This window comes from Allobosea sp. 05T422_2, assembly GCF_056396265.1.
In genome coordinates, this window is record NZ_JBFTLD010000206.1 from 1 (window position 1) to 19,707 (window position 19,707).

Below are 19,707 nucleotides of genomic sequence, written 5' to 3' on the forward strand. Positions count from 1 at the left end.
GCCCAGCAGTGAAAGAGCGACAAGGGCGAGCATCATCGATCGCATCTGGTTCCTCCATTGAACGCGCCAGACCGGATCACGCCGGTTGGGCAAGAATGTGAGGAAGGCGCAAGACGGGTCAATCGGCGGGGGATATTGGCCAATGGCGGCCCTCGCGGCATCAGCGCTGCGTCGATTGGCCTTTCTGACATGAACCCGGCGGATGTTCGCGACGGCAAACGGCGGGCGCCCAGACCATTTTCCGGCTGAGTTTCGTCAATGGACGACGCCGATTCGACCGGCCTGATGGCGGACTGCAGGTGACTGGTGCTGAGCCATGGGCGCGGGTTAGGCCCTAGTACGCCAAGTGGTATTCTGATGCCGCGCAGACGCCCGGCCGTCACTCAACCGGCCCGCATGCGCGGAGCGAGTGCGTTCGGCGGCGGGGCGGTCATTGCCTATCTCGCCGACCTGCATATTAATGGGTATCTTCTTGACAATGCCGGCCACCAATCTGGCGGCTCTCGACAAGTATTCACTGGCTGACGCGGTCCGGATTTCGACCTTCCGGTCCCTCTCTCGAGCACCGCGAGCCGCGCTGTGTGATGACCGGGGGGAGAGCGAATGGTTGCCGGGCTGACTGTCGCAGAACGCCAGAGTGCCATCACGATATCAGCGCTTGTCGCCTTCTGCGGGCTCGTGATGGCGATCGCCGGGCACGACGACCTCATGGGGGTTCATGGCGTCATCGTCCTTCTCTGCGGGCTCGGCGGCGTCTTCCTGGTCCTGTCGAAGTATTTCGAGCCGGAGCCATCCGATGAGCGCCTGGCGCACTACTATGATGACCMGACCAAGGTTGGCATCGTGCTTGCCCTCGCCTGGGGCGTCGTCGGCATGTTTTTCGGGGTCTGGGTTGCCGCGCTCCTCGCCTGGCCCGACCTGACCTTCGACGCCGCCTGGGCGAGTTTCGGTCGCATTCGGCCCGTCCATACCTCAGGCGTGATCTTCGGCTTCGGCGGCAACGCGCTGATCGCCACCTCCTTCCATGTGCTGCAGCGCACCACGAGGGCCCGCCTGCCCGATCAGATCAGCCCGTGGTTCGTGCTGCTCGGCTACAACCTGTTCTGCGTGATCGCCGCCAGCGGCTATCTGATGGGGCTGACCCAGTCCAAGGAATATGCCGAGCCCGAATGGTATGCCGACATCTGGCTGGTCGTCGTCTGGGTCGTCTACTTCCTGATCTATATCCGCACCCTGCAGCGGCGGAAGGAGCCGCATATCTACGTCGCCAACTGGTACTACATGGCCTTCATCCTGGTCGTGGCGGTGCTGCACATCGTCAACAACCTGGCCGTGCCGGTCTCGTTCGGCCATGCGAAAAGCTATTCGCTGTTCTCCGGCGTGCAGGATGCGATGACGCAGTGGTGGTACGGCCACAACGCGGTCGCCTTCTTCCTGACCTCGGGCTTCCTCGGGATGATGTACTACTACCTGCCCAAGCGGGCGGACCGGCCGATCTTCTCCTACCGGCTGTCGATCATCAGCTTCTGGGGCATCACCTTCATGTATATGTGGGCGGGCTCGCACCACCTGCACTACACCGCCCTGCCGCAATGGGTGCAGACGCTGGGCATGACCTTCTCGGTCGTGCTGCTGGTGCCATCCTGGGCCTCGGCCGGCAATGCACTGGCGACCCTCAACGGTGCCTGGCACAAGGTTCGCGACGATGCGACGCTGCGCTTCATGATGGTCGCCGCCGTCTTCTACGGCCTGTCGACCTTCGAAGGCTCGTTCATGGCGATCCGGGCCGTCAATTCGCTGTCGCACTACACCGACTGGACGGTCGGCCATGTCCATGCCGGCGCGCTCGGCTGGGTGGCGATGATCACCTTCGGCTCGCTCTACGCGCTGGTACCGTGGATGTGGAAGGTCGATCAGATCTATTCGCCCAAGCTGGTCGAGGTCCATTTCTGGCTCGCACTGTCGGGAACCGTCATCTACGTCTTCTCGATGTGGAACTCGGGCATCATCCAGGGCCTGATGTGGCGCACCTATAACTCCAGCGGCACGCTCGCCTTTTCCTTCATCGACAGCGTCGTCGCGATGCATCCCTACTACATCGCGCGAACGGTCGGAGGCCTGCTGTTCCTGCTCGGGGCGATCGTCGCCTCCTACAATGTCGGAATGACAATCCGGATGGCGCGCGCGCGGACTGCGCCGCAAGCGGCCGATCCCGACCAGCCTGCCCTGCCAGTGGCCGGGCCGGCGCTGCAGCCGGGGGAGTGAGACCATGGCCGAGTTCTTCCATCGCAGGCTCGAACGCAGCGCCATCGGCTTCGTGCTGGCCATCATCGGCGTCTCGGCGATCGGCGGCTTCGTCGAGATCGCGCCGCTCTTCACCATCCACGAGACGGTCGAGACCGCGCCCGAGATGCGCGTCTACACACCGCTCGAAACGGCCGGGCGCAACATCTATATCCGCGAGGGCTGCTATGCCTGCCACAGCCAGATGATCCGCACGCTGCGCGACGAGGTCGAACGCTATGGACCCTATTCGCTCGCGGTCGAGTCGAAATACGATCATCCGATGCTGTGGGGCTCGAAGCGCACCGGCCCGGACCTGGCGCGGCTCGGCGGCAAATACTCCGACGCCTGGCATGTCGCGCATCTGATCAATCCGCGCGAGGTGGTGCCGCAATCGGTCATGCCGAAATATGGCTGGCTGATGCGCAACGAGTTGCGGACCGAGGATCTCGGCCAGCACCTCGCCGCACTGCGCGTTGTCGGCGTGCCCTATACCGATGCGATGATCGCGAATGCGAGCGCCGATGCCTATGGCCAGGCCCACCCCGACAGCCCCTATGCCAGCGGCGTCAGCGAGCGCTACGGCGAGGCCACGACCATGCGGGCGTTCGACGGGCAGCCAGGCCGCCTGACGGAGATGGACGCGGTGGTTGCTTATCTCCAGGTCCTGGGCCGGCTGACCGATGCGGCGCATCGGCAGACGGCGGCCACGGCAAGGTGAGGCGATGGACATCGATCATCAATCGCTCGTCGGCTTCGCCAAGAGCTGGGGGCTTTTCTACCTGATCGCGCTGGCGGCGGGCGTGCTGATCTATGCTCTGTGGCCCTCGAACCGGGCCCGCTTCGACCGCGCCAAGAAGAGCATTCTCGACAAGGACGACAGGCCGGGGGACTGAAACATGGACCAGGCGAAGCGGGACCCCGTCACGGGACAGTTGACGACCGGTCACGAGTGGAACGGCATCGAGGAACTCGACACGCCGATCCCGCGCGTGGTGCTGTTCTTCCTGGCGGCCTCGACGCTGTTTGCTGTGGTCTATTGGCTGCTGATGCCGGCCTGGCCGCTCGGCTGGACCTATACGAAGGGTCTGCTCGGCAACGACCAGCGCCAGATCGTGGCCCGCCAGGTCCAGGATGCGGCAGCCGAGCGCGCCGGCTGGACCCAGCGCATCGCCAACGCCTCGTTCGCGGAGATCGCCGCCGACCCCGCGCTGATGCGCCATGTGCGCGACACCGGGCGGGCCCTGTTCGGCGACAACTGCGCCGTCTGTCACGGCAGCGATGGCAAGGGCGGACCAGGCTTCCCCAATCTCGCCGCGGGCTCGTGGCTCTGGGGCGGCGAGCCCGAGGCGATCGCCGAGACCATCCGCGTCGGAATCAATGGAACAAGCGGGCAGACGCGCGCCGCGCAGATGATGGCCTTCGGCCGCGATGGCATGCTCGACCGCGAGCAGTTGTCAAACGTCGTCGCGTATGTCCTCTCGCTTTCCGGGCAGCCGCTCTCGGAGGCGGACCAGGCGCGTGTGCCCGCCGGCAAGCAGGTGTTTGCAACGACCTGCATCGCCTGCCACGGCGAGGACGGCAAGGGGCGGCACGATCTCGGCGCGCCGGACCTGACCGACGCCAACTGGATCTATGGCAGCGATCCGCAATCGGTCTTCGACAGTGTCCATAACGGGCGCCAGGGCCATATGCCGAGCTGGGAAGGCCGCCTCTCGCCGACCGACATCAAGTTGCTTGCGCTCTATGTCGGCACGCTGCGGGACGGCGCACGATGAGCCCCGCAACCAACGGGCAAGCGCGGCGGCCCGGCAGCCGGCGGGCGCTCTGGCTGGCGCTGCTGATTGCAGGAGCCGCGCTCGTCGCCTTCGCCAATGCGCATCTGGTCTATGTCGCCATCGGTTCGCAGCCGGACTGCGTGCCGCATGCGAAATCGGCGGGCGAAGCAGGCACGTTTCGTGCCGCCCGCCCGGCCTGCTGAAGCGGGGAGGAGCATCGTGGGCACGATCAAAAACGGCCAGATCGAAAACGGCCAGGACATCCCGCTGCCCCTCGCCGCACAGCGACGGCGCAACCTGCCGGCAGGCGCGGCCCTGGCCTGGCTCGGAGCAGGCTGGCGCGATCTCTGCCACAGCCCCGTGCCGAGCCTGCTCTATGGAGCGGCGGTATTCCTGGTGTCGCTCGGCATCGTCTGGGGGCTGTTCCGCTACGAACTGGACTACATCCTGCTGCCCGCTCTCGCCGGCTTCATGGTGGTCGGGCCAATCCTGGCGATCGGCCTCTACCAGAAGAGCCGCGACATCGAGGCCGGCCGCGCCGTCAGCCTCGCGCGCATGATCTTCGTCAAGCCGGACTCCGGCGGCCAGGTCTGGTACACCGGCGCCATCCTGTGCCTGCTGATGCTGGTCTGGATGCGGGCCGCGGTAATCATCTATGCGCTGTTCTTCGGCTTGCGGCCGTTCCCCGGTCTCAAGGATGTCCTCGCCATGCTGGTCTCGACGCCGGAGGGCTGGGCGATGCTGCTGGTAGGCACGGTGGCGGGCGGCCTGTTCGCGGCCTTCTCCTTCGCCATCAGCACCTTCGCGATCCCGATGCTGCTCGACGAGAGGGTCGACGCCTTCACCGCGATGGGCACCAGCATCTCGCTGGTCTGGAACAACCTGCCGGTGATGCTCGCCTGGGGCGCGATCGTGCTCGCGCTCTTCCTCCTGAGTGTGGCGACCGGGCTGCTCGGGCTGATCATCGTCTTCCCGCTGCTCGGCCACGCGACCTGGCATAGCTATCGGGCGATCAGATGAGCTGCTGCGCGCCGCCGTTCGACGTCTCCGGCACGTTCGACGGTTCCGCGGCCCGGCAGGAAATCCGGCTCGCCAGCCGCGAGCTGGGCGACGGCCTCAGGCAGGCCGATCTCTCCGTTCCCGATGTTCACTGCGCGGCCTGCATCCGGACGATCGAGACCGGCCTGATGCAGATTGCCGGTGTCGAGCACGTCCGGGTCAACCTGTCGACCCGGCGCGTCGCCGTGAAGTGGCGCGGCGAGGAGGCCCCCGACCTGTTCGTGGCGCTGGCCCGGCTCGGCCATCCCGGCCACCTCTTCGAGAGCGAGGCGGACCGGTCCGATCCGGAACGCGCCCGCCTGATCCGGGCGTTGGCAGTCGCCGGCTTCTGTTCGATGAACATCATGCTGCTTTCGGTCYCGGTCTGGTCCGGCGCCGAACCGGAGACCCGCAGCGCCTTCCACTGGATTTCGGCCGCGCTGGCCCTGCCCTGCCTCATCTATTCCGGCCGCGTCTTCTTCGACTCGGCCTGGTCGGCGCTGCGCCACGGCCGCACCAATATGGACGTGCCGATCTCGATCGGCATCTGCCTCGCTTTCGGTCTCAGCCTTTACGACACGCTGCATGACGGCCCGCATGCCTATTTCGACGCTGCGACCTCGCTGATCTTCTTCCTGCTGATCGGGCGGACCCTTGACCATCTCATGCGCGAGAAGGCGCGTGCCGCGGTGCGTGGCCTGATGCGCCTGTCGCCGCGCGGCGCAACGGTGCTGCGGGCAGATGGCAGCCGCGACTATCTTCCGCTTGCCGAGATCGTGGCGGGCATGCGCGTCGCGCTCAGTGCGGGCGATCGCATTCCCGTCGATGGCGTGGTCGTGGAGGGAACATCCGAACTGGATTGCGCCATTGTCAGCGGCGAGAGCGCGCCGCGCACCGTGGCCATGGGTGCACCTGTGCGCGGGGGAACGCTCAACCTCTCCGGTCCGCTGACCATTGCCGCAACCGCCGGGGCCGAGACCTCCTTCCTCGCCGAGATGATCCGGCTGATGGAGGCTGCCGAGGGCGGGCGCGCCGGCTATCGACGCATCGCCGACCGGGCCGCCGCGCTCTATTCGCCGGTGGTTCACGCCACGGCCTTCCTCACCTTTCTCGGCTGGATGTTGGCAACCGGCGACTGGCACCGTGCGATCACCATCGCCATCGCCGTGCTGATCATCACCTGTCCCTGCGCGCTCGGGCTCGCCGTGCCGATCGTGCAGGTGATGGCGTCGCGGCGCCTGTTCGAGAATGGCATCATGGTCAAGGACGGCTCGGCGATCGAGCGCATGGCCGAGATCGACATGGCAGCCTTCGACAAGACCGGCACCCTGACGCTCGGACAGCCACGCCTCGTCAATGGCGGCGCCATTGTCCCGGCGGATCTGGCGATCGCGGCCGAGATCGCCCGCCGCTCCAGCCATCCGCTCTCGCGCGCGATTGCCGCTGCAGCGCCGGCCGGCGGCCCCGCGCTGTCGGACCTTCGGGAATATCCCGGTTTCGGCATCGAAGGGTGGCTGCAGGGACAACTCTACCGCCTCGGTCGGGCCGAATGGGCGCTTGCCGCAGGCGCTGGCAGCCAGGAGGCTGGCACTGTGCTCAGCCGCGACGGCACGTTGCTCGCCAGCTTCGTGTTCGAGGAGACGTTGCGTCCGCAGGCGCAGGCCGCAATCGCTGCGTTGCGCAACGAGGACATCGCAATCGCACTGCTCTCCGGCGATACGCAAGCCGCCGTGCACAGCATTGCCGCCAGGCTCGGCATCGGCACGGTCGCCGCGGGGTTGCTGCCGGCGCAGAAGGTCGAGCGGCTCGCCGCCCTCGCGGCCCAGGGCCGCAAGGTGCTGATGATCGGCGATGGCCTCAACGATGCACCCGCGCTCGCCGCGGCGCATGTCTCGATTGCGCCGGCCTCGGCCGCCGATATCGGCCGCAATGCAGCCGATTTCGTCTTCCTGCATGACGGGCTCGACGCGATCCCGACCACACTCAAGCTCGCGCGCGGCTCCGCCCTGCTGGTGCGGCAGAATTTTGCGCTCGCGATCCTCTACAATGCCGTCGCATTGCCGATCGCGATTGCGGGCTATGTCACCCCGCTGATCGCGGCGCTCGCCATGTCGCTTTCCTCCGTCCTCGTCGTCGCCAATGCGCTGCGTCTCAAAGTGGATAAGGCCGGATCCCCTCGCCCGGCCGACGCGATGCCGGCAGAGCCGAGGCTGGCCGCGGAGCCGGGCCAATGAGCAGCCTCGTCTTCCTCGTGCCCCTGGCCCTCCTGCTCGGCGCCTCAGCGCTCGCCGCTTTCCTCTGGTCCCTCAAGAGCGGCCAGTATGAGGATCTCGACGGAGCGGCCGAGCGCATTCTGCTCGATGACAAGGACGACCGGATCGCGACGGGGGAGCGCGACGGCGCCGCTCGGCCCGAGCCCTCGGCGCCCCCCATGAAAGGAAGGGATGAGGCGGTGTCGAGGCGCTAAAGGCGCGCCCGTGCAATGAGGCGGTCCGTCGCCCAGCCCAACGCGATACCGGCGCCATAGGCCACCAGGTTCCAGGGCGAGAAGACGCGCCCGAGCAGCAGCGCGCCGGGCGTCGTCAGCCTGAAGGCATCGAGCCAGGGCGTGTGATAGAGGCGGCTGAGCTCGACGCAGAGCGCGATCAGCGCGGCAAGGATCGCAAGCCGGGATGCCGGCTGACGCCGAGCGATGATGGTCAGCAGAAGGTAGACCATCGTCCCCCAGAGCAGCGAGCCGCCATATTTCACGACGCCGAACGGCAGCCCGAGCCCCATCCCGAAACGGCGCAGGAGCAGCCCCGCGGCGATCGTTGCGAGGCAAAGGGCGATCATCATCCCGCGCGAGCGCAGGCCCGTCTCGGGCTCGCTTGTCTCAGACACATTCGTCTCGACATGGGTTTCCGCCCCGGGCGCCCGTTGAAAGGCCAGTGCGAAGGTGGTGCCGGGCTCGTCGTCGAGAAGCGCGATCGCGCCGCCATGGGCGTTCAGCATGGCGCGGACGATGGACAATCCCATGCCGGTGCCGCCGCTGTCGCGGCGCGTGGTGAAGAAGCTGTCGAAGATCCGCGCCCGGTTGTTCGGGGACACGCCGCTGCCATTGTCGCGCAGGGTGAGGCAGAGCCGGTCCGCCTCCGTGGCCGCGACGATGTCGAGCTCGCTCGCGCCATGACGCAGCGCATTGTCGGTGAGATGGCTGAGGATGATGCGCAGGTTCTCGGCCGAAATGCGGATGGCGCTGTCGAGCGCCCCCTCGGCGCGAATCCGGATGCCGGGGAAATCCCGCTGCAGATCGGCGATTGCCGGAGACAGGCTGGTCGTGCCGCCGGTCGGCGTGCTTTCGGCGCGGGCAAGTTCCCGCAGGCGGTTGGTGATCGCGGTCAGGCGATGCGTGTCGGCGATGATGTTGCCGAGGAAGTGCCGGCGCTTCGCCTCGCTCATCGCAGGGCCGTCACCGGCGCCATCGTCACGCAGCAGCTCGGCCGCGCCCTCGATCGAGGTCAGCGGCGATTTCAGCTCATGCGAGACATGGGCCGCGAAGGTCGCGATGAAATCGGAGCGGTTGTTCAGGCTGCCGGCCATGTCCAGGAAGCTCTGCGACAGGCGCGCGAACTCGGCGGTGCCGTGGTTCGTCAGCGGGCGCATGGCGCTGCGGTCGCCATGACCGATGGCGGTCGTACGCGCGATCAGCTCATGCACCGGCCGGGTGATGGTGCGGTGAAAGGCAAGCCCGATCAGCAGGGTGAGCGCTGCGACGGAGAGGCCGGCCAGCACGACCTTGCCGCGCTCCTCATAGAGATGGCGGAAGACATTGCTCGGCGTGCGCGAGGCATAGAGCACGCCGGCGACGCGATCCCCCAGGATGATCGGCGTCGCCGTGAAGATGCGGATGCTGGTGCCGCGGCTGAGCGAGTAGAGCGGCGGCGGCGCATGGCTCGAGACGCGCTGCCGCAAGGTCGCGGCGAACGAGCCCTGCAGCGCCTTGGCGACCTCCTCGACATGGGCGAGCGACAGGCCGATCTCGTCTCGGCCCGCGATCACCACGCCATGGGGGTCGAGCAGGCGGAAACCGGCGAGCGTGATTGTCTGCGTATCCAGGAGCAGCGGCGAAAGCCGCTCGCCGGCAGCCTTGAAGGTTGCGCCGGCGGGCTCGGGCGCGGGTTTCGCGTCCGGCCTGCGGCCCAGCAGGTTGTCGCGCGTCAGGTCGAGGCTGGGCAGGATCGGCCTGAACGGCTCGTCCGCCGACKAGGACGGCGTTGCCGGAACGTGAGCACCCAGCGCGGCGTCGGCCGGCAGGTTGCTCTCGAAATCGCGCCGGATGGCGGCTGAGAGGGCCACGCTCTGGGCGATCAGCTCGGCCTCGGTCTGGTGGACGAGCTGGTTCTCGTAGATCCGGAAGAAGAATAGCCCGACGAGCGGCAAGGCCAGCACCGCCGTCAGCATCAGGAAGACGATAAGGCTGAGATTGGGCCGCCATTTCGCGGCGACCTGGGCCGGGAACGGGGCAGAGGCCGTCACGTCCCGGCCTCGCAGCGTCCAAGGCGGAAGCCGACGCCGTGCACGGTGTCGATGGCGCTGCCGCAGCCCGATKCCGCGAGCTTGGCGCGGATGTTGCGGATATGGCTGTCGATCGTCCTGTCGGCGACATGGATCGCGCCGCCATAGGCGCTTTCCAGGATCTGCTCGCGGCTGAAGACCTGGCGGGGACGGGCCGCAAAGGTCTTCAGGATCGCGAACTCGATCCCCGTCAGCGGCAGCGCCCTGCCCGCGAAGCTGGCAAGATGCGACTCGGGGTCGAGCCGCAATGCGCCCCAGGAAAGCGGCTCCACCGACGCGGCCCCGACCGAGCGGCCGGTGCGCGTGCGCCTGAGGATGACGGTGACGCGCGCCACCAGTTCGCGCGGGCTGAACGGCTTGGTGACATAGTCGTCGCCACCGATCTCGAGGCCGAGTACCCGGTCGATCTCCTCGTCCCGCGCCGAGAGKAAGAGGATCGGCGCGTCGGAGGATTTGCGCAGCTGGCGGCAGACCTCGAGCCCGTCCATCTCGGGCATGCCGATATCGAGAATGACGAGATCGGCCGGCTGCCGCCGAAAACTCTCCAGGGCCTGCACGCCATCGCGGGCGATTGACGTGGCCATGCCGGCCTTTTCGAGTGCGAAACAGATGACCTCGCGGATATGACTGTCGTCATCGACCACAAGAATGCGGGGCGCCATCGTCACGTGCCTGTCACTGGTCAGCTGGGGCCGGGCTGCTCTTGCCCCCGAGCGGGGCATGGGGAGTGTTAGCCAAGTAGCGCGACAGGCGCCACGCGCGAAAGCCCCAGGCCCGCCAATCCGCCTGTTCCCTGTGGTGGCGATCGGCCATGTACCCACGGTTGCCCGGCAGCCTGTTGGGGTTCCAGGACCAGGTCGAATTGGGGACTGTGCGACCAACTGCGGCGACGCGCGGCGTGTAGCGATCGAAGGCCGGGATCACCTGGGGACCGAGCGATGTCAGATAGGCGGCATCGAGTCGCGAGCCCGTGCCGCGCAGCTCCTGGGAATGGCGGAAATTGTAGTTGGCGATCACCGCCGGCGTGTTGACGAAGCAGAAGGCGTAGAGCGCCAGCGCCAGCGCGGCGGCATTGGCCGAGACGAGCCAGTTGACCGATTTCCGCCCGACGATCTGGACGATGATCAGCACCAGGCCGAGCGCGACGAGCAGCATCCAGATGAAGGCGACGAGCCGGAGCCAGGTCAGCGAATAAGCTTCGACATAGAGATCGAGCCGCAGCAGCGTCGAGACCATCAGCATGATGTTCTGGCCGACCCAGGCGAGAACCAGCGGCCGGACGAGGCGGTGGCGCTCGGAGGCGCCGGCCGGCCGCATCGCGACCAAGACGAAGACGGCCGCCAGCAGCGCCGTGACGACGAGCGGATAGGCGCCGCGATGGGCGTAAGCGGCATAGCTCATGCCGTCCGGCAGTGCGACGCCACCCCAGAGATAGGCGATGTCGAGCAGGGTCTGCACGGCAAAGTGCGCGTTGAACAGGACGAGCGAACGCAGGATCGCCGTGTCGCCGAGGAGCCCGTGGCGATCGGGCGTGAGGGGCGCCGCAGGGTTCGCCTTCGCCTGGCGCTTGCGGGCGAGCCGGACATGCAGCATCGGCCAGACCAGGCAAAGCATCATCAGCCAGAAGGCGGCGCGCCAGGGCGAGAGCAGATCAAGCAACAGCCTGAGGTCGATGCGGTTCAGCCAGATCTCGACGAGCGGATTGGCGGAGGCAAACAGGGTTGCGAACACGCCGACGAGGACCAGCGGCACGACCCAGCCGATGAGCCAGGCGCTGCCGGAGGATGCGCGCCGACGCCGTGCCGAGAGGCGGCCGACACGGCCGATATCCCGCCTTAGCCCGCCGGCGCCGGACAGCAGCATCAGCCTCGCCTGCCGCAGCAGCTCCTGCCAGCGCGCCTGCTGCTGGCTGAGAATGACGGCAAAGGCCGCCGTGCAGAGGATCGCAACGAAGGAAGACAGCAGGCTGACCTCCTCGGYGATGGCGAGCAGCCCCGCCCCCAGCACCGCGAGCGCCAGGATGCGCCTGCCGGCGCCGGCGCGGATTGGGTTCRCCCAGAGCGAAGCGATGGCAAGCGCCGCCAGGAAATAGGCGAGCGAGATGCCGAGCCAATGGCCGTAGAACAGGAAATCGGCGAGCAGCACCAGGCCGGCGGCGAGCCCGAGCCGGGTCGCGAGCCAGCGCGTCGCGCGGCTCGCGAACGGCGATGCCGTCAGCTCCGCTGGCAGGGAGGATATCGGCTCTAGGGGTTCTGCTGAAAGGGAGGACATGGGCATGGGGCTTCGCTGATCGAGGATTCGGGCGCGCGGGGGCCGCGCGGCGGAGCGGGAAAGGCCAGGATGGCGGTCTCGGCAGGGAGCGGTCCGGCCACGAGCCACCAGCCATCGCGGGCCAGCCGGCGCGGCAGCCTTGATGTGAGGGAACGGGGAGCGACGATCTCTGCCATGCCGCAGAGGAAAGCCGATGCAAAGACAAAGGGTTAGATCACCGGACTGGATACGATATCCGGTCCGGTGATCTAGCAGGGCCAAGCATCGGTGCTTCCGATACCACGATCGGTTTATTCCGCTTCAAAGGCTCCGCCCGGCCTGCGACGTCTGCCGACGACGTTTCAAAACCCGAAGGGATCGATCATCATGGATAAGGCGCTCGCGCATAAGAAGGTTCTCATCGCCGGAGGCGCATCCGGGATGGGTCTGGCCCTGGCGCGGCACTGCCTCGACGCCGGCGCCGAAGTCATCATCGTCGGACGCAATGAAGCCCGGTTGCGGGCTGCCGAAGAGGCTCTCCGCTTTCCCGCGGCGCTCGCCGCCGTCGTTGCCGATGTCTCCCGCGAAGAGCAGATGGTGACGCTCTTCGAGCGCGTCGGCGCGCTCGACCATGTCGTCTGCACGGTGGCTGACATCGAGGGCGCTTACGAACTCCTGCCCGCACTCGACCTGAAGGCCGTCCAGAGAGCCGTGGACAGCAAGATCTATGCGCCACTGCTGCTGGCCAAGCATGGCGTCTCGAAGATCGGTCGCGATGGCTCGCTCACCTTCACCTCCGGTATCGCCGCCTACAGGCCCTCGGCCCGCGGGGCTGCGGTGGCGGCCGTGAACGCGGCGCTGGAAGGGCTGGTCCGGGCGCTTGCGGTCGAACTGGCGCCGATCCGCGTCAATGCGGTGTCGCCGGGCTGGGTCGACACGCCGATCTGGGCTTTCGTCGCCGGAGACCGCAAGGACGAGGTGCTGGGCGCCATGGCCGAGCGCCTGCCGGTTGGGCGGATCGGTCAGCCCGATGACATTGCGGACGCTGTTCGGTTCCTGATGGGCAACGGGTTCACGACGGGGACGGTATTGCATGTCGAGGGCGGACACCGGCTGATCTGACCGGTTCGAAACTGTCGCTGGCGGCCAGCACATGCTTGAGCGCCGCGGGCTGGATGCGGCGGCGCCGCCATATCATCGAGAGCGAGGGCGGCGGTCCGGGCCATGGTGCGTCCGCGACCTCGCCGCGCTCCAGGGCCTCGGTGACGGCGAAGCGCGGGACGAGGCCGAGGCCCGCCCCGCTCGCGACCAGGCGCACGATCATGGCGATGCTGCCGACCTCGGCTGCGGGGCTCGGGCGTGCGAGGCCCGCCTGAGCGAAAGCCTCGTCGAACAGCCGCCGATAGACGCATCCAACTTCGGTGACGATGAAGCGCGCGCCGGCGAATGCAGCAAGATCCCCGGGGAGCGCGCTGCGATTGTCGGGGGACCCGATGATGACGAGGGGCGCCGTCGCTATCGCACGCCTGGCCAGACGTTCATCGAGATCCGGCTGGTCGAAACGGAAGGCGACATCGATGTCTCCATCCACCAGTTGCCTCAATAGTTCTCCGCTGCTCCCGATCTTGATCGTGAGCGTGATCTCGGGATGCTTGCGCGAAAAGCCTGCAAGCCATTGCGGGAGCTTCGCCGACGCGATGGTCTCCAACGCGCCGATGGTGACGGATCCGGCAGGGTGCGCCGCGATCGCGCTCATCGCCGCCCGCGCTTCATCCGCCAGTTGCGTCAGCTCCTCGGCATAGGGCTGGAGAACTTTTCCGGCAGGCGTCAGCTCCAGACCGAGCCTCGAACGCGTGAAAAGGCCAACCCCGAGTTCAGTTTCCAGGGCCTGGATCTGGTCGCTCACGCTCGACTGCGCGAGATGAACCTCTTCGGCGGCGCGGGTGAAATTCAGCGTTCGCGCCACGGTCAGGAAGGTCTTGAGCGATCTTGAGAGCATGGCGATGCAGTCCGCGATTGTGCATCGATATGCTACGCGGCCGGCCGCCTGCTGACCACCCGCCGCGCCCTTCCGATCACCCGCAAACGGGCAGGCTGCACCGCTCTTCCCCGTGCAGCGAGGACCGCCGCAGGCGGGCCCGAGCATCCGATTCAATCCACGCGATTGCTAAGCCGGCTCTTGGTCCAGCGTTCGCGTCTGCAGGATGCTGACCGGCGGCCAGGACAGGCAATCCGCGACATCGAAGGTCAGCGTGAACGGCGCAAACGGCCGCTTGGCGAAGTCGAAAGCAGACTCCCGCTGTGTCCCACCGATCGCCATCGCGATCGTCAGATGCGGCCTCCAGTGCTCCGCGAGGTAATGCGGGTCGCAGAGTGCGGGATCGACACGTGCATGCAACCTTGCGTGAGCCTCGATCAGGCGCTGATCGAGGCTGGGATTCAGCCAGAGCACCAGCGGCTCGGTATCGAAGAATTCAATCCGCTCGAAGGTCAGCGCGAAGGCCGGTTCGCCCGCGAGCGCCTCCGCGGCGGCGGCGAGGCTGGATGTCCCGATCGCCGGGCAGCGCGCCAGCGTGATGTGGGGGAAATAGCCGAGCGCGCGGATCGAGGGCGCGGTCTCGAAGGCCGAGGCCTTGTCGACCAGCGCCCAGAAGGGCTTTGCAGGGTCCTGCGTGCGCAGGGTGATGCCGAACATGCTGCAGCCTGTGTGCCCCGCCTCGCCCCTTCCTGCAACTGCAGAAGCGGGACGGAGAGACCGCAAGGCTTCGAGCGTCATGCCCGCCACGGCCCGGCGACCGTGCCTTGCCCTACCCCGGCCAGCCCGAGGCGCGCGCCGATCCAGCCGTCATCGTCACGAAGCGCTGCAACCTGCGCGGCCGGGCTAGATCATAGGACAGGAAATCCTATCCGGTCAGATGATCTAACCCTTTGTATTTGCGCCGGCTCTGTCCCGAAAACCGCAATCCACGTTTCGGGCCGATGCTTTAGAGGGCACCGGGGCGCGCTCCGTCACCCACCCTTCTTTCCGCTCGCATCGAACTGCTTGAGGAAAGCCAGCAGATCGGCGATGCGCTTCTCGTCCTTCAGTCCGGCATAGATCATCTTGGTGCCCGGCACCTTTGTGCGCGGGTTCTGGATGTAGTTGGCGAAGGTGGCGTCGTCCCAGGTCAGCCCGGAATCCTTCATCGCGGCGCTGTAGCCATAGCCTTCGCGGGTTCCGGCCTTCTGGCCGATCACGCCGTTGAGGATCGGCCCGACCGTGTTCTTGGCGGTCTCGCCGAGCTGATGGCAGGCGCGGCACTGGGCATAGACCTTCTCGCCGGCGGCGGCATCCTGGGCACGCGCGGGCTGGGCGGCGGCCGCGAGCAGCGCAGCCCCCAGCAGTGAGGCAAGCTTCATATCGTTGGAGTCCTATGGTTTGGGCGCGAAGGGACTGACCCAACCGCCGCTCTGGGCCGGAGCCTTCGGCGGAAAAGCCTGGGCGAGATAGTCGAGCAGGATCGCGCGCATCTCCGGATCGGGCGCCGACATGCTGTGCTTCTCGGTCATCCAGTTCAGGGTTTCGTCCCAGCGGACGCGATCCATGCCCTGGCGGCCGACGACCTTCATCGAATGGCAGCCGATGCAGTAGCCAAAGGTTTCGTCGCGGCCGCGGAAATCCGGCAGCGACTCGGGCGTCTCCTCCTGGGCAAAACTGCCGGCGGGGGCGAGGAGGATGGCCGCAAGAGCGGCCATCCGGAGCGAGTGAAGCGCGGCCATCGTCAACCGACCAGGATCGCGGTGYGGTGGAACGGGTTGGAGCCGTAGCCCTGCGGGTTCCAGTTGGTCGCGACATGCGGCTGGGCAACCCCGCGGGAATCCGTGGCGCGGACCCAGAGCTCGAAATAGCCCTCGCTCGGCAGGGTCACCGCGCCGGTCCAGCGCACCCAGTCATAGCGGTTCTTCGGCTTCGCCAGCGTCATGGCCTGCCAGCGCTGGCCGGCATCGAAGGAGACCTCGACCTTGGCGACATCGTGATCGCCGGCCCAGGCGGCACCGCGCAGGGCGACCTCGCGGGTAGTAGCCGGCAGGCGCGTGCCATTGGCGGGCGCGGTGATGATCGAGCGCACCGGCATCGAGGTCATGTCGGTGAAATTGGTCTTGCCGTCGGCATTCGACCCGGGAATGAGCGGCACGGTCGGGATGCGGTAGGAGGTTCCGCCCATGCCCTGCCCGTCATGCGGGGTTGCGCGCACCAGGATGCGGTTCAGCCATTTCGACGAGAGTGAGGCCGGCCAGCCCGGGACGAGCAGGCGCAACGGGCCGCCATGGATATGCGGCAGCGGCTCTCCGTTCATGGCCCAGACGATCAGCGAATGCGGCTCGAGCGCCTTCTCGATCGGCATGCCGCGCGAGATCGCATCGCGGGTGGTGTCGCCGGAGAGATGCGGATCGGCGCCGAAATGGCCGGTGAACCTGGCGCCGGCTTTGAGACCCGCGGCCTTCAGCACATCGGCGAGGCGCACCCCGGTCCATTCGGCGCAACCGGCGCCGCCATTGGTCCATTGGTTGCCGCGCCCGGCTGGCTGGTAGAAGGAACGGCMATTGCCGCCGCATTCCAGCACCATCCGGAAGGTCTGTGCCGCGAAGCGAGATTTCAGCTCGGCCAGAGTCAGGGTCAGCGGCTCCTCGACCTCGCCCTCGATCTTGAGCTGCCAGGTCTCGGCATTCGCCACCGGCTCGGGGATCTGACCGTTATTGCGAATGAAGAATTTTGAGATCGGCGTGGTGTCGTCATTGAGCAGGCTTTCCGGCGTCTCGGCGACGAGTGGCCGATCGCCCAGAAGCACCAGGCCCTTGTCCTTGCCCGGAAAATCGAAGGGCTGCGGCCCCTTTGGCGGGGCGGCTGCGGGCGCGGCAGCAGGAGCGCCCTGCGCGGCAGCCGACGATACGATCGAGAGGCGCGGCAGGCCGCCAAGCGAGGCGCCGAGCGCTGCCAGGCTGCCGCCGAGCAGGAGGCGTCGCGATGCGCGTGGGGCGGTGGAGCGTTCGGAGACTGAATCGTGATGCGGTTCGGCGGCGGCATCCCGCGCCTGKACGTCTTCCAACATGGTGTTTTCTCCCGAKGACATGTTCCTCGCTGGAGACGACGCCGGGCCGATGCGATTTATTCCAGGTCGAGAAAAATATTCTGGCGGAGCGAAAAAATCCGTCAGCCGACGCAAGCGGGCCGGAGGCTGCGCGCCTCGGCCAGCGCCGCGATCTGTTCGCGCGGGATGCTGCGTTCATCCTCGGTCAGCCTCGCGACGAGGGCGGCAATGCCGTCGAGGCGGGCGGGATCGATGCCCTGCCCGATCAGGGCGTAGCTCGCGTGGTGGCCGTGCCAGGCGCGGATCGCAAAACCCTCGCGATCCTGTACGGCTGGCCGCRCCGGCAGGCTGTCGTCGATCGGCGCGATCCACAGGCCGACGCGACAGCCATTGGGTCCGACATAGCCGGCAAGCACGCCGCCGCCGCGCCGCACGGCGGGGTCGAGCGAGAGATGCACGAGGCGCAGCGAAGCGAGCGACAGATCCGGCAGGGCGTCGACATCGGCGCCTGCCAACTCGACGCCGAGACGCTGCGCCTGGGCGGCGGGCACCTGGGCGAGCCAGAGCCGATGCGCGGCAACGGCCGCGGTCAGCGGTGATTCTGCGGGGTCCGTGCGATACAGGCCGAACCAGGCGACGCCGAGCCCGCAGGCGATGAGCAGCGCGGCCGCCACCTGCAGCCATGGCCGGGGCTTCAGTCGCGTTGGCGGCGGGGGTTCCGGCAAGGCGAAGGGCGGCGCCTCTTCCTGCGGCGGCAGCGCGCGCATGGTGGCGCGCAGATGCGTCAGCGTCGCGACCTTGGCGGCGATCTCGCGATCGGCCGCGATCGCAGCTGCGACCTTGGCCGCCTCGCCCGGCTCCATCTCGCCATCGACATAGGCGTTGAGCAGATCCCAGGAGATGGTTTCGCGCCCGGTCATGTCAGCCACCCGCCTGGCGGCGCCGTGCGGGCAGGACGCGGAGATTGCCGCCCTCGATCGCCTCCAGCAGCGCTGCCCGCGCCCGGCTGATCCGGCTCATCACGGTCCCCGTGGGAATGCCGAGAATCTCKGCCGCCTCGCCATAGCGAAACCCGGCGAGATCGATCAGCTCGAGGATGTCGCGATGCGACGGATCGAGACGTTCGAGCGCCTGGCGCACGGTGATCTCGGCGATCAGGCTGTCATGATGGCGCCAAAATGCGCCCTCGGGCGCTTCCGCCTCGGTGGCGGCAAGCACAGAGGCCTGCCCGCGGCGATGCTCGTCGATCCAGAGATTGCGCAGGATCGTGAAGAGCCAGGGCCGGAGACGCTCGTCCTCCTCGGGGGGCGACGCGGCCAGCGCCTTCATCGCGCAGGATTGCAGCAGATCGGCCGCCGCGTCCCGGCTGCCGCTCAGCCGCAGCGCATAGAAGAACAGGCGGTCCCAGTTCCGGCGCAGGGCACGCTCGACGACGATACGCAGGATGAGCCCCTCCGCGATGGCTTTCAGGCCTCATCCTATCGCAGAGGCTCCCGGGCTTCTCAAGGCTCGGGCAGGTTTCCGGCTCGGACGATGACGCGAGGTGCGCCGTCAAGCTCAACAAATGTTAATTCCTTTCTCGCACATGAAAGGAGTGACGCTGCCATAAAGGACCCTCCCGACCTCGCCTGACGTGCCTGAGGCCAGGTCMCAATGACGCGATGAACATGGACCTTCCGACCCTCTGGTACTTGACCGTTGGAACATCGCTGGTCGCCGCAGCGATGACGCTCTGGGAGCGCAAGGCGCATGCCCAGCGCTCGCGCCCACTCGGAATATGGGCCGCCGGCTATGTCGCTTTCGCCATTGGCTGCCTGCTGGCCATGAGGCGCGAGGCGTTTCCCGGCATCACCGGCCCAGCCCTCACCAATATCGTCATGGTTCTCGGCTACCTCCTGGTTCTCCAGGGCGTCAGATGCCTCGACGAGCGCGTACGCATCGGCCGCTGCGCCGCAGTGCTCATTGTCCTGGCCGCTGCCTGGGCCATCGGCGGCGAAGAGTTTCCGGTGTTCTTCTGGACCTATGTCGGCTCGCTGCCGATCGCCGCGATCTGCGGCCTGACGGCGCTTGTCCTGTTGCGCAGCCGCGCTGTGAAGCCCCTGCGATCCCGGCCGATCGCGGTCGGGGTCTTCGTCTGCCACGGCCTGTTCTATTTCCTGCGCGCGACTGTCGCGCCTGTGCTCGTCACAACCTACGGGGAGAGCCTGCTGCCGGTTCTCGCCAAGGTCACGATGTACGAGGCTGTGCTGTTCACTGTCGCGATGCCGATGGCCTTGATGGCTCTGATCCGCGAGGAATATCAGGCGCAGCTCCTGGCCGATTCCCGCACCGATTTCCTCACCGGGCTGCGCAACCGCCAGGGCTTTTTCGAACATGGCGCGAGGGCGCTGCGGGATGGGGCGGCGCAGCGGCCGGTCTCAATGCTCGCCTTCGACCTCGATCACTTCAAGGCGATCAATGACCGCTACGGGCATGACGCCGGCGATGCGGTGCTAAGGCTCTTCGCCGCCGTGTCGCGCGACATCGCCGGCGCGAACGGGGTCATCGGCCGCCTGGGCGGGGAAGAGTTCGCGATCCTGCTGCCGGGCCTGGACAGCATGGCAGCCAGCCGGATCGGCGAGACTGTGGCCAGGGAATTTGCCGAACGTGCCGCGAGAAGCGATGGCTTGCAGATGACGGCAACCGTCAGCATCGGGCTGGCCGAAGCCGCATCGAACGCAACCGCCCTCGCC

General features: G+C 67.2%; 20 protein-coding genes. 10 read left to right on the top strand and 10 right to left on the bottom strand.

Annotation, left to right across the window (positions count from 1 at the left end; genetic code table 11):
- Positions 1-603 precede the first annotated feature (603 nt).
- The 8 genes from ccoN to ccoS are packed head-to-tail and all read left to right on the top strand — an operon-like array spanning position 604 to position 7,566.
- Positions 604-2,265, top strand: coding sequence for a cytochrome-c oxidase, cbb3-type subunit I (gene ccoN, locus AC1DJT_RS26610; RefSeq protein ID WP_476835213.1), 1,662 nt, complete (start codon positions 604-606; stop codon positions 2,263-2,265).
- Between the two features lie 4 nt (positions 2,266-2,269).
- On the top strand, positions 2,270-3,004 hold the full coding sequence (gene ccoO, locus AC1DJT_RS26615; RefSeq protein WP_441508152.1) for a cytochrome-c oxidase, cbb3-type subunit II: 735 nt from the start codon (positions 2,270-2,272) through the stop codon (positions 3,002-3,004).
- A 4-nt stretch (positions 3,005-3,008) separates the two neighbouring features.
- The gene (locus AC1DJT_RS26620) at positions 3,009-3,179 is read left to right on the top strand and encodes a cbb3-type cytochrome c oxidase subunit 3 (RefSeq protein WP_441508153.1); all 171 of its coding nucleotides are present in this window, start codon (positions 3,009-3,011) and stop codon (positions 3,177-3,179) included.
- A gap of 3 nt (positions 3,180-3,182) precedes the next feature.
- A complete protein-coding gene (gene ccoP, locus AC1DJT_RS26625; protein WP_476832783.1) occupies positions 3,183-4,061 on the top strand; it encodes a cytochrome-c oxidase, cbb3-type subunit III in 879 nt (292 codons plus the stop codon).
- Positions 4,058-4,264: a hypothetical protein gene (locus tag AC1DJT_RS26630; protein WP_441508155.1), complete on the top strand. Its 207-nt coding sequence runs from the start codon at positions 4,058-4,060 to the stop codon at positions 4,262-4,264. Before ccoP ends, AC1DJT_RS26630 begins: the two co-directional genes overlap by 4 nt.
- A gap of 25 nt (positions 4,265-4,289) precedes the next feature.
- On the top strand, positions 4,290-5,081 hold the full coding sequence (locus AC1DJT_RS26635) for a DUF2189 domain-containing protein (protein ID WP_476768737.1): 792 nt from the start codon (positions 4,290-4,292) through the stop codon (positions 5,079-5,081).
- Entirely contained in the window at positions 5,078-7,333 is a 2,256-nt protein-coding gene (locus AC1DJT_RS26640; RefSeq protein ID WP_476835214.1) for a cation-translocating P-type ATPase, read from the top strand. Before AC1DJT_RS26635 ends, AC1DJT_RS26640 begins: the two co-directional genes overlap by 4 nt.
- Entirely contained in the window at positions 7,330-7,566 is a 237-nt protein-coding gene (gene ccoS / locus AC1DJT_RS26645; RefSeq protein WP_441508337.1) for a cbb3-type cytochrome oxidase assembly protein CcoS, read from the top strand. The genes AC1DJT_RS26640 and ccoS overlap by 4 nt, the downstream gene beginning before the upstream one ends.
- Here the strand turns inward: ccoS and AC1DJT_RS26650 are convergent.
- From AC1DJT_RS26650 to AC1DJT_RS26660, 3 genes are read right to left on the bottom strand one after another with little or no spacing between them, the layout of a single operon-like run.
- Positions 7,563-9,617, bottom strand: coding sequence for a DUF2809 domain-containing protein (locus tag AC1DJT_RS26650; RefSeq protein ID WP_476835215.1), 2,055 nt, complete (start codon positions 9,615-9,617; stop codon positions 7,563-7,565). The genes ccoS and AC1DJT_RS26650 overlap by 4 nt on opposite strands.
- Positions 9,614-10,318, bottom strand: coding sequence for a response regulator (locus AC1DJT_RS26655; protein WP_476835220.1), 705 nt, complete (start codon positions 10,316-10,318; stop codon positions 9,614-9,616). The genes AC1DJT_RS26650 and AC1DJT_RS26655 overlap by 4 nt, the downstream gene beginning before the upstream one ends.
- A 13-nt stretch (positions 10,319-10,331) precedes the next feature.
- Positions 10,332-11,927 carry a DUF4153 domain-containing protein gene (locus AC1DJT_RS26660; RefSeq protein WP_476835216.1) on the bottom strand — a complete coding sequence of 532 codons (1,596 nt, stop codon included), beginning with the start codon at positions 11,925-11,927 and terminating at the stop codon, positions 10,332-10,334.
- A gap of 366 nt (positions 11,928-12,293) precedes the next feature.
- Between AC1DJT_RS26660 and AC1DJT_RS26665 the strand changes: the two genes are divergently transcribed.
- Positions 12,294-13,028: an SDR family oxidoreductase gene (locus AC1DJT_RS26665; protein ID WP_441508334.1), complete on the top strand. Its 735-nt coding sequence runs from the start codon at positions 12,294-12,296 to the stop codon at positions 13,026-13,028.
- Here the strand turns inward: AC1DJT_RS26665 and AC1DJT_RS26670 are convergent.
- The 7 genes from AC1DJT_RS26670 to AC1DJT_RS26700 all read right to left on the bottom strand — a co-directional run bounded on the left by AC1DJT_RS26670 (position 12,979) and on the right by AC1DJT_RS26700 (position 18,445).
- On the bottom strand, positions 12,979-13,905 hold the full coding sequence (locus tag AC1DJT_RS26670; protein WP_441508333.1) for a LysR family transcriptional regulator: 927 nt from the start codon (positions 13,903-13,905) through the stop codon (positions 12,979-12,981). The genes AC1DJT_RS26665 and AC1DJT_RS26670 overlap by 50 nt on opposite strands.
- Before the next feature lie 168 nt (positions 13,906-14,073).
- Positions 14,074-14,601 (bottom strand): 2'-5' RNA ligase family protein, encoded by a 528-nt coding sequence (locus AC1DJT_RS26675; RefSeq protein ID WP_441508332.1) that lies wholly within the window; start codon positions 14,599-14,601, stop codon positions 14,074-14,076.
- A 314-nt stretch (positions 14,602-14,915) separates the two neighbouring features.
- Positions 14,916-15,305 carry a c-type cytochrome gene (locus AC1DJT_RS26680; protein WP_441508331.1) on the bottom strand — a complete coding sequence of 130 codons (390 nt, stop codon included), beginning with the start codon at positions 15,303-15,305 and terminating at the stop codon, positions 14,916-14,918.
- A gap of 12 nt (positions 15,306-15,317) precedes the next feature.
- Positions 15,318-15,665, bottom strand: a complete 348-nt coding sequence (locus AC1DJT_RS26685; protein ID WP_441508330.1) for a hypothetical protein — start codon at positions 15,663-15,665, stop codon at positions 15,318-15,320.
- A gap of 2 nt (positions 15,666-15,667) precedes the next feature.
- Positions 15,668-16,996 (bottom strand): sulfite oxidase, encoded by a 1,329-nt coding sequence (locus AC1DJT_RS26690; protein ID WP_476835217.1) that lies wholly within the window; start codon positions 16,994-16,996, stop codon positions 15,668-15,670.
- A 101-nt stretch (positions 16,997-17,097) separates the two neighbouring features.
- Positions 17,098-17,895, bottom strand: a complete 798-nt coding sequence (locus AC1DJT_RS26695) for an anti-sigma factor family protein (RefSeq protein WP_476835218.1) — start codon at positions 17,893-17,895, stop codon at positions 17,098-17,100.
- Between the two features lies 1 nt (position 17,896).
- Positions 17,897-18,445 carry an RNA polymerase sigma factor gene (locus AC1DJT_RS26700; protein ID WP_476768739.1) on the bottom strand — a complete coding sequence of 183 codons (549 nt, stop codon included), beginning with the start codon at positions 18,443-18,445 and terminating at the stop codon, positions 17,897-17,899.
- Between the two features lie 197 nt (positions 18,446-18,642).
- Here AC1DJT_RS26700 and AC1DJT_RS26705 point away from each other — a divergent pair.
- Positions 18,643-19,707: GGDEF domain-containing protein (locus AC1DJT_RS26705; protein WP_476835219.1), on the top strand; the 1,065-nt coding region annotated here is incomplete at its 3' end.